The sequence below is a fragment of the Methylobacterium sp. 092160098-2 genome, from assembly GCF_028920805.1.
GTDB lineage: Bacteria > Pseudomonadota > Alphaproteobacteria > Rhizobiales > Beijerinckiaceae > Methylobacterium > Methylobacterium fujisawaense.
Genome location: NZ_JAQPZJ010000001.1, coordinates 51,650 through 66,120, shown reverse-complemented (window position 1 = coordinate 66,120; position 14,471 = coordinate 51,650). Strand labels below are relative to the sequence as shown.

The 14,471-nt window shown below is 70.7% G+C and carries 16 protein-coding genes; 9 read left to right on the top strand and 7 right to left on the bottom strand.

Annotated features, from left to right (window positions below; genetic code table 11):
- Nucleotides 1-5: 5 nt before the first annotated feature.
- The 4 genes from hisF to dprA are packed head-to-tail and all read left to right on the top strand — an operon-like array spanning nt 6 to nt 3,960.
- On the top strand, nt 6-809 hold the full coding sequence (hisF, locus tag PQI07_RS00330) for an imidazole glycerol phosphate synthase subunit HisF (RefSeq protein ID WP_274925780.1): 804 nt from the start codon (nt 6-8) through the stop codon (nt 807-809).
- Nucleotides 806-2,110 carry a dihydroorotase gene (locus PQI07_RS00325; RefSeq protein ID WP_274925779.1) on the top strand — a complete coding sequence of 435 codons (1,305 nt, stop codon included), beginning with the start codon at nt 806-808 and terminating at the stop codon, nt 2,108-2,110. The genes hisF and PQI07_RS00325 overlap by 4 nt, the downstream gene beginning before the upstream one ends.
- Nucleotides 2,110-2,712: a glycerol-3-phosphate 1-O-acyltransferase PlsY gene (plsY, locus tag PQI07_RS00320; RefSeq protein ID WP_043383753.1), complete on the top strand. Its 603-nt coding sequence runs from the start codon at nt 2,110-2,112 to the stop codon at nt 2,710-2,712. Before PQI07_RS00325 ends, plsY begins: the two co-directional genes overlap by 1 nt.
- 36 nt (nt 2,713-2,748) lie before the next feature.
- Complete coding sequence (gene dprA, locus PQI07_RS00315) at nt 2,749-3,960, top strand: DNA-processing protein DprA (protein ID WP_043383674.1); 1,212 nt, start codon at nt 2,749-2,751, stop codon at nt 3,958-3,960.
- On the opposite strand, the gene ruvX is transcribed toward dprA, so the two are convergent.
- The gene (gene ruvX, locus PQI07_RS00310) at nt 3,950-4,456 is read right to left on the bottom strand and encodes a Holliday junction resolvase RuvX (RefSeq protein ID WP_043355472.1); all 507 of its coding nucleotides are present in this window, start codon (nt 4,454-4,456) and stop codon (nt 3,950-3,952) included. The two genes, dprA and ruvX, sit on opposite strands and share 11 nt — an antisense overlap.
- Nucleotides 4,453-5,022, bottom strand: a complete 570-nt coding sequence (locus PQI07_RS00305; RefSeq protein WP_043383676.1) for an SMI1/KNR4 family protein — start codon at nt 5,020-5,022, stop codon at nt 4,453-4,455. Before PQI07_RS00305 ends, ruvX begins: the two co-directional genes overlap by 4 nt.
- Nucleotides 5,023-5,194: 172 nt before the next feature.
- On the opposite strand from PQI07_RS00305, the gene PQI07_RS00300 reads away from it, so the two are divergent.
- The 5 genes from PQI07_RS00300 to gatB all read left to right on the top strand — a co-directional run bounded on the left by PQI07_RS00300 (nt 5,195) and on the right by gatB (nt 9,343).
- On the top strand, nt 5,195-5,335 hold the full coding sequence (locus PQI07_RS00300; RefSeq protein ID WP_164706408.1) for a hypothetical protein: 141 nt from the start codon (nt 5,195-5,197) through the stop codon (nt 5,333-5,335).
- Between the two features lie 183 nt (nt 5,336-5,518).
- Nucleotides 5,519-5,806, top strand: coding sequence for an Asp-tRNA(Asn)/Glu-tRNA(Gln) amidotransferase subunit GatC (gene gatC / locus PQI07_RS00295; protein WP_043355468.1), 288 nt, complete (start codon nt 5,519-5,521; stop codon nt 5,804-5,806).
- A gap of 78 nt (nt 5,807-5,884) precedes the next feature.
- The gene (gatA, locus tag PQI07_RS00290) at nt 5,885-7,363 is read left to right on the top strand and encodes an Asp-tRNA(Asn)/Glu-tRNA(Gln) amidotransferase subunit GatA (protein ID WP_274925778.1); all 1,479 of its coding nucleotides are present in this window, start codon (nt 5,885-5,887) and stop codon (nt 7,361-7,363) included.
- A complete protein-coding gene (locus PQI07_RS00285) occupies nt 7,360-7,659 on the top strand; it encodes a hypothetical protein (protein WP_043354732.1) in 300 nt (99 codons plus the stop codon). The genes gatA and PQI07_RS00285 overlap by 4 nt, the downstream gene beginning before the upstream one ends.
- 211 nt (nt 7,660-7,870) lie before the next feature.
- On the top strand, nt 7,871-9,343 hold the full coding sequence (gatB, locus tag PQI07_RS00280; RefSeq protein WP_179698182.1) for an Asp-tRNA(Asn)/Glu-tRNA(Gln) amidotransferase subunit GatB: 1,473 nt from the start codon (nt 7,871-7,873) through the stop codon (nt 9,341-9,343).
- Nucleotides 9,344-10,051: 708 nt separating this feature from the next.
- Here the strand turns inward: gatB and PQI07_RS00275 are convergent.
- From PQI07_RS00275 to PQI07_RS00255, 5 genes are all read right to left on the bottom strand, one after another.
- On the bottom strand, nt 10,052-10,534 hold the full coding sequence (locus PQI07_RS00275) for a DUF3280 domain-containing protein (protein ID WP_274925777.1): 483 nt from the start codon (nt 10,532-10,534) through the stop codon (nt 10,052-10,054).
- 72 nt (nt 10,535-10,606) lie between these two features.
- On the bottom strand, nt 10,607-11,662 hold the full coding sequence (locus PQI07_RS00270; protein ID WP_274925776.1) for an HlyD family secretion protein: 1,056 nt from the start codon (nt 11,660-11,662) through the stop codon (nt 10,607-10,609).
- The gene (locus tag PQI07_RS00265) at nt 11,662-11,856 is read right to left on the bottom strand and encodes a DUF1656 domain-containing protein (RefSeq protein WP_043347071.1); all 195 of its coding nucleotides are present in this window, start codon (nt 11,854-11,856) and stop codon (nt 11,662-11,664) included. Before PQI07_RS00265 ends, PQI07_RS00270 begins: the two co-directional genes overlap by 1 nt.
- A 24-nt stretch (nt 11,857-11,880) precedes the next feature.
- Complete coding sequence (locus PQI07_RS00260) at nt 11,881-13,920, bottom strand: FUSC family protein (protein ID WP_274925775.1); 2,040 nt, start codon at nt 13,918-13,920, stop codon at nt 11,881-11,883.
- Nucleotides 13,921-14,048: 128 nt separating this feature from the next.
- The gene (locus PQI07_RS00255; RefSeq protein WP_053608680.1) at nt 14,049-14,363 is read right to left on the bottom strand and encodes a hypothetical protein; all 315 of its coding nucleotides are present in this window, start codon (nt 14,361-14,363) and stop codon (nt 14,049-14,051) included.
- Nucleotides 14,364-14,471: the final 108 nt, after the last annotated feature.

The window sequence follows — 14,471 nt, the reverse complement described above, 5'->3', positions numbered from 1 at the left end:
CGCCCGTGCTGAAGACCCGCATCATCCCCTGCCTCGACGTGAAGGAGGGGCGCGTCGTGAAGGGCGTGCGCTTCGAGGGCCTGCGCGACGCCGGCGATCCCGTCGAGGCCGCCAAAGTCTACGACGCGGCCGGCGCCGACGAGCTGTGCTTCCTCGACATCACGGCGAGCCGCGAGGCCCGCGGCACGCTGCTCGACATCGTCAGCCGCACCGCCGAGGCCTGCTTCATGCCGCTCACCGTGGGCGGCGGCGTGCGCACCGTCGAGGACGTCCGCGCCCTGCTGCTGGCCGGCGCCGACAAGGTCGCGATCAACACCGCGGCCGTGAAGGATCCCGACCTCGTGGCCCGGGCCGCCGAGAAGTTCGGCGCGCAGTGCATCGTCGTCGCGATCGACGCCAAGCGCGTCTCGCCGCCCGGCGCGCCGGCCGCCTGGGAGATCTTCACCCATGGCGGCCGCGACCCGACGGGGATCGACGCCGTGGCCTTCGCGCGGCTGGTGGCCGAGAAGGGCGCCGGCGAGCTGCTCGTGACCTCCATGGACAAGGACGGCACCCGCTCCGGCTACGACCTCGCGCTGACGCGGGCGATCAGCGACGCCGTCACCGTGCCGGTGATCGCCTCGGGCGGCGTCGGCGGCCTCGACGACCTCGTGGCCGGCGTGGCCGAGGGCGGCGCCAGCGCCGTGCTGGCGGCCTCCATCTTCCATTTCGGGCAGGCGAGCGTCGCCGAGGCGAAGGCGCACATGGCGGCAGCCGGCCTCGCCATGCGCCTCGACGGCCCGGCCTCTTCCGCGAGGGCGCCCCTGTGAGCAGCTATCTTCTGGCGAACGCCAACCTCCTCGATCCCGAAACCGGCCACGAGACCGCCGGCGCGGTGCTGGTACGGGACGGCCGCATCGCCGACATCGCCGCCGGCGCGGCGCCGGGTGCCCCGGCCGACGCGAAGCGCGTCGATTGCGCGGGCCGCGTGCTGACCCCCGGGCTGATCGACATGCGCGCCTTCGTGGGCGAGCCGGGGGCCGAGCACCGCGAGACCCTGGCCTCGGCGAGCGCCGCGGCGGCCGCGGGCGGCGTCACGACGCTCGTCTGCATGCCCGACACCAACCCGGTGATCGACGAGCCGGCCATCGTCGATTTCGTGCTCCGCCGCGCCCGCGACACGGCGAGCGTCAACGTCCTGCCGGCGGCCGCCATCACCAAGGGGCTTGCCGGCCGGGAAATGACCGAGTTCGGCCTGCTCAAGGAGGCCGGCGCGGTCGCCTTCACGGACGGGCTGCGGGCCGTGGCGAACGCCCAGGTGCTGCGTCGCGCCCTGACCTATGCCCGGGATTTCGACGCCCTGATCGTGCAGCACGTGGAGGAAGCGTCTCTCGTCGCCGAGGGCGTGATGAACGAGGGCGAGCTCGCCTCGCGCCTCGGGCTGATGGGGATCCCCCGCGAGGCGGAGACCGTGATGCTGGAGCGGGACATCCGCCTCGTACGGCTCACCGGCGCCCGCTACCACGCGGCGATGATCTCCTGCGCCGATTCGGTCGAGATCGTCCGGCGGGCGAAGCAGGACGGCCTGCCGGTGACCTGCGGCGTCTCGGTGAACAACCTCGTCCTCAACGAGAACGACATCGGCCATTACCGCACCTTCTGCCGGCTCTCGCCGCCCCTGCGCCACGAGACCGACCGGCAGGCGGTGGTGCGCGCCCTGGACGAGGGTGTGATCGACGTCGTCGTGTCGGATCACAACCCGCAGGACGTCGAGACCAAGCGCCTGCCCTTCGCCGAGGCGGCGGATGGGGCACTGGGCATCGAGACCCTGCTCGGCGCCGCGATGCGCCTCGTCCATACCGGCGACCTGGCGCTGCCCAAGCTTATCGCCGCGCTCACCGTGAACCCGGCGCGGGTCCTCGGCCGCGAGGCTGGCCGGCTGGCGGTCGGTGCCCCCGCCGACCTGGTCCTGATCGATCCCGATCTGCCCTACGTCCTCGACAAGCGCCGGCTGAAGTCGCGCTCCAAGAATTCCCCGTTCGACGAGGCGCGCCTCCAGGGCGCGGCGGTGCTGACGCTGGTCGGTGGTCGGATCGTCCACGCGATCGACGATCTCGCGGCCGCCGCATGATGCTTCCCGATCTCGCGACCCCGGCCGCCCTCGGCGGCCTCGCCCTCGGCTACGCCCTGGGCTCGATTCCGTTCGGGCTGATCCTGACCAAATTCGCCGGCCTCGGCGACGTGCGGGCCATCGGCTCGGGCAATATCGGCGCCACCAACGTGCTGCGGACCGGCCGCAAGGGCCTTGCCGCGGCGACCCTGCTGGGTGACGCCCTCAAGGGAACTGTCGCCGTCCTGCTCGCCAAAAACCTGGGCGAGGGTGCGGCGCTCGCCGCGGGGCTCGGTGCGTTCCTGGGGCACCTGTTCCCCATCTGGCTCGGATTCAAAGGCGGCAAGGGTGTCGCGACCTTCATCGGCGTGCTCCTGGCCTTCAATGCCGCGGCGCTCGGTCTCTTTGCAGCGATCTGGCTCGGGCTCGCTTTCGCGCTCAAGTATTCGTCGCTGGCGGCACTTGCGGCATCCGCGGCGACACCCTTGGCCCTGTGGGCTCTCGGTGCGCCGGCCCAAGCTTTGCTGTTCCTCATCTTGGCCGTGCTGCTATGGTGGAAGCACGCGCCCAACATCCGCCGGCTCGCAAACGGCACCGAGGGGCGCATCGGCCAGAAAGGCTGAGCGCACGCGCGCCACGCGCGGACCTTGGGGAAGTGCATGCAGCTCACCGACGCGCAGCGGCTCGACTGGCTGCGGCTGATCCGGACCGAGGGCGTCGGGCCGCGCACCTTCCGGAGGCTGGTGAACCGGTTCGGCGGCGCGGCGGCCGCCCTGGACGCCCTTCCGGATCTCGCAGGCCGCCAGGGTCGGCGGATCACGCCTCCGACGCGCAGCGAAGCCGAGGCCGAGATCGCGGCGCTCGCCCGCCTCGACGGCCGCCTGATCGCCACGGGCGAGGCGGACTATCCCCGGCTCCTCGCGCAGGTCGACGCGGCGCCGCCGCTCCTGGCCCTGCGCGGCGCCGGCATCCTGAACCGCCCGGCCGTTGCGCTCGTCGGTTCGCGCAACGCCTCGACGGCAGGGCTCGCCTTCACGGAGCGGCTGGCCCGCGGCCTCGGGGAGGCCGGCCTCACGGTGGTCTCGGGCCTCGCCCGCGGGATCGACGCCCGGGCGCACAGGGCCAGCCTTCCGACAGGAACCATCGCCGTAATGGCGGGCGGCCAGGATCGGATCTACCCGGCGAGCCACGCGGCCCTGGTCGAGGCCATCCTGGGGGAGGGCGGCGCCGTCCTGGCCGAGATGCCCATGGGCTGGGAGCCCCGCGGACGCGACTTCCCGCGGCGCAACCGGATCATCTCCGGCCTGTCCTACGGGACCGTCGTGGTCGAGGCCGCCCGCCGCTCCGGCTCGCTGATCACGGCGCGCTACGCCCTGGAGCAGAACCGGGAGGTCTTCGCGGTCCCGGGCTCGCCGCTGGACCCGCGCGCCGAGGGCACCAACGACCTGATCCGCCAGGGCGCCACCCTCGTCTCCGAGGTCGCCCACGTCGTCGAGGTGCTGGGCCCGATCATCGAGCGCGGCCCGGACGCGGAGGCGGCGCCGGCGCGCGGTCGGCCGGACCTCGCCGAGCAGCCGGATTTCTGGGACGAGATCGAGTTCGACGCGACCGGCGCGGATTGCGATCCGATCCCGCTGTGGCCCGACCGCGAGGCTGCCGGCCGCCCCGTCTGCGAAGACGAGCCGCCCCAGCCCGCGGATGACCGGGCGCGGATCGTCGCCCTGCTCGGCCCGAGCCCGGTGGGCACCGACGAGCTGGCCCGGAGCGCCGGGGTCGGCGCTCGGACCGTGCAGAGCGTGCTTCTGGAACTGGAGCTCGACGGACGGATCGAGCGCCACGGCAGCGGCACGGTCTCCCTGGTCAGTCGCTGAGGAAATCGTCCTCGGTGTCGGCATCGGCGTCGGCGAGATTGCGCATGACGTCGAGGCAGCCCTGCAGGATGTAGGCGGCGGCGAGCTTGTCCACGAGTTCGCCGCGCCGCGCCCGGGAGGCGTCGGCCTCGATCAGCGCGCGGGTGACCACAGCGGTCGAGAGACGCTCGTCGAAGAAGACGTGGGGCAGGGGGAGGATCGGCGCGAGGTTGCGCATGAAGGCGCGGGTCGACTGCACCCGCGGCCCCTCGCTGCCATCCATGTTGAGCGGCAGCCCGACCACCAGGCCGCCGACCGCGTGCTGCCGGCAGAGGGTCGCGAGCCGCTGCGCGTCGGGGGTGAACTTCACCCGGCGGATCGTCTCCAGGGGTGTCGCGATCTGGCGGCCGAGATCCGACAGGGCGAGCCCGATCGTCTTGGTGCCGAGATCGATGCCGATCAACCGGGCGCCGCCGCGGGACTCGGCCGCGAAGGCGCGGATCGCGTCGAAGTTCATGACTCCGCCTGTTCGGTGCGCGCCAGGGTGGCCTCGGCAATACCCTCGAACCGGGCGGGGAGGGGCTCCGCGCCCGGCCCCAGAACCAGCGCCGCGGACGGCGCGGCGACCCGGGTGAAGAAATCGTCGAGGCTCTCGCCGCCGAACCGCACCGTCTCCAGATCGGGCGCGAGCAGCCAGACGTCGTACTCGCCGTCCGTCCCGGAGACGTCCCAGAACAGGAAGCTGCCATCCTCGCCCGCGCCGAAGAAGCAGGCGCGCTCGACGACGCTCGCTTCGCCGCCCTCGACATCGAAGCGGTGCGGCTCCGCGCCCTCTTCCAACATGGCGACGGCGGCACCGACGCTGTGGGCGATGAGCCCCGCCTGGGTCACCAGATCGCAGGCCGCGAACGGCGCCGGCACGGCGATGCGGAACTGCCCCCCCGCGAGGCCGACGCCGCAGGTTCGGCAGAAGGCGCGATAGGAGGCCGGCAGCGGAAAGCCGAGATCCGCCGCCGCACGGTCGAGAGCCCCTTCGTCCGGCACGAAGCCCGGCGCGAGATCCGCGAAAACCTGCTCCCACATCGATCCCGCTCCACCGTCCACAGGCTTCAGCTCCTGCGCAGATCGCCCCCGGTGCGCGCGGAGCCGTTCGCGTCTAGGTAGGTTAATGTTCCGTTAAACCACACTGTAGGGGCCCGCCTTGTCGACGAACGGCCAGCTCTCCTGTTCCGCACCGTCCGGATATCGGCGGGCGATGCCGCGCAAGCACCGCTGGATGCTGCTCCTCGCCTTCGAGATCCTGGTCGCGGGCTTCACCCAAGCCATGATCCAGCCGGTCCGGCAACCGGGAATCACCATCGAGATGTCGGTGACGCCCCACCACGTCGTGACCTGATCGGCCCCACACGAGTGTCGGCCTGCGGGTTCGGTCCCGGTGGCGTCGCCCGGGCCGGCCTTCGTCTGCTCCGGCACGCCGGCCTCCCGTCCGCTTCGACCCGCGTTGCAGCGCGTCGAGCGCCGATGCTATAGCCCGACCGACTTCGGGAGAGTGCTCCCGGGCAGGGACGAACGGGACGGCATGTCGGTCGACGAGAAGACGGTTCGGCGCATCGCGCATCTGGCGCGGATCGCGGTCACCGACGACGAAGTCGGGCCGCTGCAGGGCGAGCTGAACGCCATCCTTGCCTTTGTCGAGCAACTCGGCACGGTCGACGTCACGGGCGTCGAGCCGATGACCTCGGTGACGCCGATGGCGATGAAGAAGCGCGAGGACGTCGTCACCGAGGGCGGCCGCGCCGCCGACGTCGTCGCCAACGCGCCCGAGACCGAGGACAATTACTTCCTGGTCCCGAAGGTGGTCGAGTAGGCCGAGGACGGCCCGGACCTTGCGGACCGGATTTCTGGCGGGCAGGCGCGCGACAGCGCGCGCGGGGACGTGAACAGCGTGGATCCGAACGAACTCACCCTGGCCGAAGCGCGCGATGCCCTGAAGGCAAAGCGGATCTCGGCCCGCGAGCTGACCCAGGCGCATCTCGACGCCATGGCCAAGGCCCGCGTCCTGAACGCGTATATCCGGGAGACCCCGGACCGCGCCCTGGCGATGGCCGAGGCTTCCGACCGGAAGATCGCATCGGGCGAGGGCCGCCCCCTCGAGGGTATCCCCCTCGGCATCAAGGACCTGTTCTGCACGCACGGCGTGACGACCACGGCGGGCTCCAAGATCCTCGAAACCTTCGAGCCGCATTACGAATCGGCCGTGTCGGCCAATCTGTGGCGCGACGGCGCCGTGATGCTCGGGAAGCTCAATCTCGACGAATTCGCCATGGGCTCGTCCAACGAGACCAGTGCCTACGGCAACGTGGTCTCGCCCTGGCGGCGCAAGGGATCGGACACGCAGATCGTGCCCGGCGGCTCCTCGGGCGGCTCCGCCGCGGCGGTCGCCGCGCGGCTCTGCCTCGGCGCCACCGCGACCGATACCGGCGGCTCCATCCGGCAGCCCGCCGCCTTCACCGGCACGGTGGGGATCAAGCCGACCTACGGGCGGTGCTCGCGCTGGGGTACTGTGGCCTTCGCCTCCTCCCTCGACCAGGCGGGCCCGATCGCCCGGACGGTGCGCGACTGCGCCATCCTCCTCGGCTCCATGGCGGGCCCCGATCCCAGGGATACGACCTGTACCGACCTGGCGGTGCCCGATTTCGAAGCGGCCGTGTCGCGCGGCGTGAAGGGCCTCACCATCGGCATCCCGAAGGAGTACCGGGTCGACGGCATGCCCGCCGAGATCCACAAGCTCTGGGACGAGGGCGCCGCGTGGCTCAAGGCTGCCGGTGCGACGATCCGGGAGATCTCGCTGCCGCACACCGCCTACGCGCTGCCGGCCTACTACATCGTGGCCCCGGCGGAAGCCTCCTCGAATCTGGCGCGCTACGACGGCGTCCGCTACGGCCTGCGCGTGCCCGGCAAGGACATCGCCGGGATGTACGAGAACACCCGGGCCGCCGGCTTCGGCCGCGAGGTAAAGCGCCGGATCATGATCGGCACCTACGTGCTCTCGGCCGGCTACTACGACGCCTATTACGTCCGCGCGCAGAAGATCCGCACGCTGATCAAGCGTGACTTCGAGGCGGCCTACGCCGCCGGAGTCGACGCGATCCTCACGCCGGCGACGCCGTCGGCCGCCTTCGGCATCGGCGAGAAGGCCTCGGCCGACCCGGTGGAGATGTACCTCAACGACGTGTTCACCGTGACGGTGAACATGGCGGGCCTCCCGGGCATCGCCGTGCCGGCGGGGCTCGATGGCCAGGGCCTGCCCCTCGGGCTCCAGCTCATCGGCCGGCCCTTCGACGAGGAGACGCTGTTCGCGGTCGCGCAGGTGATCGAGGAAGCGGCGGGCCGCACCGTCCTGCCCGAGCCGTGGTGGTCATGACCGTCCCCTATTACCCCTGGACGATCTGGATCTGGGCCGGGTTCGACCCCGCGCTGATCGTGGTGGCGGTCTATCTCGGCTGGACCGCCAGCCAGTTCGGCAAGGTCTTCATCGCGGCGATCGCGGCGCTCGGATTCTCGGTGCTGTTCTCCTACGCGGTCAGCGCCGCCGGCATCCCCTGGCCGGCGCCGATCACCCGCGACGGCCCGACCTTTTTCCCGGTGCGCGCCGTCGCGGCTCTCCTCTGGGCCATCCTCGGCTACGGCGCCCGGCAGGCGGTCAGACGCCGCGCTTGATCTTTTCGCGACGCCGCCCGTAAGTGACCGGACGACATCCACGCCCACCCGCGCCCTCGTCCCGAGGTGCCCGCGTGAGCGGGCCTCGATGGAGGCCTCCAGCCGGCCGCGCGATCCCTGGAGCCCTCCTTCGCGGCTGCTGCGCAGCACCTCAGGATGAGGGCGTGGGTGGGGGGATCACGCCAAGCTCCTTTTCTCGGCCCGGACGACCATGAACGCACCCGTCGACCCCAAGAAGCTGATCAAGGGCGGCCTCCACGATTGGGAGGTGATCGTCGGCATGGAGATCCACGCCCAGGTGTCCAGCCGGGCGAAGCTGTTCTCCGGCGCCTCGACGGAATTCGGCGGGGAACCCAACGACCACGTCTCCCTGGTCGATGCCGCGATGCCCGGGATGCTGCCGGTGATCAATGCGGAATGCGTGGCCCAGGCGGTGCGCACCGGCCTCGGCCTGAAGGCCAAGATCAACCTGCGGTCGGTGTTCGACAGGAAGAACTACTTCTACCCGGATCTGCCCCAGGGCTATCAGATCTCGCAGTACAAGGATCCGATCGTCGGCGAGGGCGAAGTTCTCGTGGATCTGCCCGACGGTGCGTCGATCACCGTGGGCATCGAGCGCCTGCACCTCGAGCAGGATGCCGGCAAGTCGCTGCACGATCAGGACCCGACCCGGAGCTTCGTGGACCTCAACCGCTCGGGCGTGGCGCTGATGGAGATCGTCTCCCGGCCCGACCTGCGCTCCTCCGAGGAGGCGAAGGCCTACGTGACCAAGCTGCGCACGATCCTGCGCTACCTCGGCACCTGCGACGGCGACATGGAGAAGGGATCGCTCCGCGCCGACGTGAACGTCTCGGTGCGCCGCCCCGGCGAGCCGCTGGGCACCCGCTGCGAGATCAAGAACGTCAACTCGATCCGCTTCATCGGGCAGGCGATCGAGACCGAGGCGCGGCGCCAGATCGCCATCCTCGAGGACGGTGGAAAGATCGACCAGGAGACGCGCCTTTTCGACCCGACCAAGGGCGAGACGCGCTCGATGCGCTCCAAGGAAGAGGCGCACGATTATCGCTACTTCCCCGATCCGGACCTGCTGCCGCTCGAATTCGACCAGGCCTATGTCGACGCCCTGGCCGAGGGGCTGCCCGAGCTGCCGGATGCCAAGAAGGCGCGGTTCGTCTCCGCATTCGGCCTCTCGCCCTACGACGCCGGCGTGCTGGTCGCCGAGCGTGCCTCCGCCGACTACTACGAGGCGGTGGCCAAGGGCCGGGACGGCAAGGCCGCGGCCAACTGGGTGATCAACGAGCTGTTCGGGCGCCTCAACAAGGAGGGCCTGTCCATCGAATCGACGCCGGTCTCGGCGGACCAGCTCGGCGCGATCATCGACCTGATCGGCGAGGGCGTGATCTCCGGCAAGATCGCCAAGGACCTGTTCGAGATCGTCTGGACCGAGGGCGGCAACCCGCGCGCCATCGTCGAGAGCCGCGGCATGAAGCAGGTGACCGACACGGGCGCCATCGAGGCGGCGGTGGATCAGATCATCGCGGCCAATCCCGACAAGGTCGCCCAGGCCAAGGAGAAGCCGACTCTGCTGGGCTGGTTCGTCGGCCAGACCATGAAGGCCACGGGCGGCAAGGCAAATCCCGCGGCGGTGAACGCGCTGCTCAAGGCTAAGCTCGGGATCGATTGACACCCGATGGCCCGAGCGGCGCGAAGCGGGCCAGCTCTGGGATATCGCGTGTGGGCCGAGCCATCGGCGCGGCGACATCGCAGGCCGATTGACCCGGAGCGCGGACGGCGCGCCCGGGCGCTCGAACCACCGTCGGTGCAAGATCGCGTCGTGACGGCAGGCCTGCCTTCCGGGCTCAGCTCCGCGCAGACAGGCGGTGAGCCGGCCGCCCTCGGGGCCACGACGAAATCCCGCCACGGCGAGGCCGGGCAGGCAATGGACCAGCAGCTTCTGTCTTAGGGAAACCGCGGCGGAACGGCTCAAAGTGGGGCATTTTGCGTGTTCGAAGGCGCGCCATAATTGGCCGCTTCTGCGCCCCTGGAGCCGCGTCCGTCCGGCTGTCCGTGTGCTGCCGCTAAGTTCCGGGCCGAACCTGTCCCTGAACCGTCTAGGCGGCTTTCCGCTGCGGTGGAGTCATCCCTGTCTCCTCCAGCTTCCGGCAACCGGACGTCTTACGAAACCTGACACCGTCAAGGTTTCCGTCCGGTCGGTGCCGGCTTTCGCCAAGCACAGGTGGAGACTGCGCCCGTCTTGCCGAGCCGTCAATAGCCATTTTGCCGGCACAGCGGCACCTCGCACGACATCGCCGGGGGATCGCAGTGCAGCGCCAAGCCCGTCAATCACTTGGATCGATCCTTCGGCGCTGCGAAATATCGGCTGGGGGGCGCGTTACTTGCCGGCACCCATAGTGTTCTCGACGAGAAAGCGAATACCGCGGTCGAAGGACTCGTCCGTGTTACCGCGCAGGTCGACGCTGTAGGCCCGCTCGGGCGCGTCGCCGGTGAGGGGCTTCACGTAGACGTTCAGGTTGAGGATCAGGTTCGAGACCTTCTGCACCTCGCCGGTGATGGCGACGTCGGCGCCGAGTTCGCGGGCGAAGTCATCCGCACAGCCGTTGCAGCGCCGCAGGTCCGCACTCTTGGCGACCGCCGCCCGGACCGGATCGGTCGAGATCACGATGTACAGGCCCTTTCTCTCCAGCAGAGCGCGCAGTTCGGCGCTCACCCGCTCGAGGCGCGCGGCGTCCGCTGCATCGCTCGGAACCGGGGACAGGTTCGAGAACTGGAAGTCGAACACCGCCGCCTTCAGCGGCGCGGCCGCGGCGGGCCCTGCGGTCAGCAGGAGGCAGGCGAGTCCAAGCCATCGGTTCATCGGAGTCTCCCACGCGGTGGTGTCTCCGGGAAACCGCATCACCGGCCATCGGGATCGCAGCGGCGCGGCGATTCACCTTTGATCGGCCGCCGCGGTGGGTCCGGCTGCCGGCGTCGTCAGGGCGGAGACCCGGTCGCGCAGGTCCATGAACCAGTTGGGCGCCGGGCCGCGGCCGCCGTTGACGAACACGGTCGCGGTCATGCCGGCGATGAGCGGGACGCCCGGCGGAACATGGTCGATGCGGATGCGGACCGGGACCCGCTGGGCGAGGCGCACCCAGGTATAGACCGGGTTGACGTCCGGCAGCCCCTGCGTGCTCGCCGCGGCATTGGCCGTGGAGATGCCCAGCGTGATGCTGTGAACCGTCCCGGTGAGATGCGGATCGAAGCCCATCAGCTTCACGTCGGCGGTGTCACCGACCCGGATGTTGGACATCTTGGTCTCTTCGAAATAGCCGTCGATCCAGAAGGAATCGGTGTCGACCACGTTGATGTTCGCGGTGCCGGTCCGGGCATAGTCGCCGACGCGCATCAGCAGGTTCGTCACCCGCCCGTTGACGGTGGATGTCACCCGGGTGCGCTGCAGGTTGACCTTGGCCTGCCGCAATTGCGCCTGGGCGCTCTCCAGCGCCGCCTCGGCGATCTTGGCCGCGCCGGCAAATTGCTGCTTCTCTTCGACGGAGGTCGACACCGTCGAGAGCGCCTGCCGCCGGGCCGACTGGGCGTTCTTCACCTGCAGGTCGGCCTCGCGGTTCTTGACCTCGGCATCCGCCGACGCGACCGCGACCTCGAAGTCGATCGGGTCGATGACGTAGAGAACGTCGCCCTTGCGCACGGTATGGTTGTCCTGGACGCGGACCTCGACGATCTGCCCGGCGACCTGCGGCGCGATGTTGGCGACCTGCACCCGGACCGTGCCGTCGCGCGTCCAGGGCGCCGCCACATAGAATTCCCAGACGAAGGCCGCCGCCAGGATCGCGGCGAGCAGGATCACGCCGGTGGCCGCCAGCCGGAAGATCTTGGCGGCTCGGCCCCGGCGCGGGATCGCGGGCAACGGATCGCGCCGCCCCGGCGCATCGTCGCGGGCGGCGGGCTTCGGATCGTCCTCGTCGGCGGTCGTGTCGGGCATCAGATGAACGCTATCAGGAGGGCGAGAACACAGACGTAGAGGCCGGCCTCGGCGAGCGGGGCGTTGGCGACGTAGCGGCTGAAGCGGAGGCGCGCGAAGGCGAAGCGCAGGATGATCAGGATCACGAACGCCGCCAGGGCATAGGCGACGAAGGCCGTGACCAGCACCCCGCCGACATGGATGTCCTCGTGCATGGTAACCCCGGAAGAAGTCGCCCGTCAGAAGAGCGCGATGTCGAGGCGATGGAGGAATCGCCGGTGGCGGGTGATGGTCCGTGATGCGGTGACGAGATCGCTGGCCGCGCGGGCGGTGGTGAGCCGCACGGCCCGGCCCTGGCCGGCGGCGGCCCGGATCAGGTCACGCGCCGCGGTCTCGAGCCCGCGATCGTCGCCCGAAGCCAACGCGTCCCGTGCCCGCGGGATCGCGCCACGCAGGGCCTCGATGGACCAGAGGCGGCGCAGCTCCGCGTGGGCCCGGGCGGCGGCGGCCTCCAGACGGGCGAGGGCGAAGGCGTGATGCAGGTTCGCCCGCCGCACGGCGCCGCTCCCCGAGCTGTAGCCGGCGAACTGAAACAGCCGGTCGGCATTCAGGCTGGTGCGGGTGGTGGCGTCGCCTCCCTGGCCGATTAGCGCGTCGGCGAGCGCCCGCCGGGCCGAATCGAGGGCGAAGCCCCGCTGCTGCGCGGGCGTGACCGGCAGGACCAAGCGGACGACGATCGACAGGATCACGGCCGCCGCGACCACGAGGAACGCGTTCAGCAAGAAGGTCAGGGCGTCGTAGGTCTGCGGATTCGAGGGGCCGAGCAGGACTGGAAAGAACACGATCAGGATGAAGCCGATGCCGAAGGTCTTCGGGTTCAGCGACAGGAAGCAGCCGAGGAAGATCACCGGCGCCATGACGATCGCCAGCATCGGGAACCCCTGGACACCGTTCAGGAGCGCGAAGCGGGCGATGCCCGCAAGGGTCGCCGCGAGCGTCATCCCGATGACGACCCCGTTGGCGAATTTCTTCGGATCCGGCGTCACGGAGGACAGGGCCGCGGTGGCGGCCACCTGGACCAGCGCGAAGGAGGCCTGCGGCAGGCCGAGCGCCACGAAGGCGGCGGCCGTCACGGCGAAGCTCAGGGCGACCCGCAGGGCGCCGCGGAGGGCGACCGGGAAGTCGCGATGGGTCGGCAGCCGGGCGTCGCGCAGGGGCTCGTGGCCGTCCGCCACCGCGCGGATGCCGTCCTGCGCGAAGGTCGCCGCACAGACGAAGTCCAGGGCGCGCTGGAGAACCACCACCTCGTCGAGGGGCCGGTGCCCGTCCCGGATCGCGGAATCGACCAGGTCGCGCAGGCGCTCGTCGTCGCGATCGAGGGCATCGGGATCGGGCGCGTCGGCCACCCTTCGGCAGATCGCCATCGCCTCCGCGACCGCCGGGCTCGGATGGCGCAGGCACGCGGCCGCAGCCGCCACGCTGCGGATCGCGGCCGCCATCGCGTACAAGGCGGCGATGCAGCTGCGCGCGCCGGCCGCACGGAACCGGCCGTCGTCGAGTTCGCCCGCGATGGCGCTGGCATCGGCCCGCATCGGCGCGATGGTGCGGATCAGCGCGGCGGTCCGCGTCGCGCCGAGATCGCCGGATTCCAGCGTCTCCCGGGCATAGCTCCGCGTGTCGTCCCAGCCCTTGCGGAGTTGGGGCAGCAGCGCCCGCCACGTGCTCGGGGAGGCGAGGGCGTCGTTGATGAAGGTGATCACGACGATGCCGAGAACGATCACGGCGACGCGGGACACGGCGGCGTCGAATGTGCCCTGCGGGTCGTCGATCTGGCCCAGGGCGACGATCGCCACGGTGTAGCCGGACAGCATGGCGCCGTAGGCCCGTGTGTCCTGCAGGTACTGGGCGACGAAGACGCAGAGGCCGAGCCAGACGGTGAAGCCGAGGAGCAGCAGCACCCGGTCCTGCCCGAACAGGGCCATGAAGACGATCGACACCGCGGCCCCGATGAGCGTGCCGAGAAGGCGGTAGACCGCCTTGGAAATGGCCTGCCCGCGCTTGGGCTGGGCGAGAATCGCCACGCAGGTGGCGGCAGACGAGGCGCTGTCGAGCTGGAGCCAGAAGGCCATCGCCAGCGCCAGCATCATGGCGATCCAGATGCGCAGGGCAAAGGCCCAGGCCGCCGGCTTGGGCACCCAGGCATCGAGGAACGCCACCGCGCGGTCGAGAAGCGACCCGGCCGACGGATCCGCGGCGGGCGCGACCGGGGCTTCAGCCATGCCGGACCCGGCGCGATGCGCCGTCCGCCGCCCGTGGGGACGGATGAAGGTCCATCATGTCCTCGCCTTTCCCGCCGCCCCGCCGCGGATGTCTGAACAATCGAGAAGCGCTGCGGTTCGCGACCGGCTCAAGCTTTATCGCCGCCCTTCAGCCGCTTGTTGCACTTGCTCCAGTACTGCGGCCATTTCGGCCCCTGCGCGGCCTTCTGAGCGTCGGTCAGAGCGCGCCACTCGGCGCCGCAGGTCTTCTGCCGGTCGCGGGCGGCGGACTGGCCGGGGCTCGGCTGCTTCGCTGCGGGCGAGGCCGGCGCCGCCGAGGGCGCCTCGGAGGCCGGCGGCGCCTTGGCTGTCGACTCCTTGGCGGCCGGCTCCTTGGCGAGGACAGGCTGGGCGGCGAGCAGCGGCACGGACAGGATCGCGATCCTGACGAGACGATCGATCATCGGATATTCCCCCTCGGGCGTCGTTGCGACGCCCGAGACGCAGTCTCGCCGCTCGCCCCGGGAGACGGCAAGCCCGGCGCCGCAGCCGCCAACAGCTGCCGCCACGCC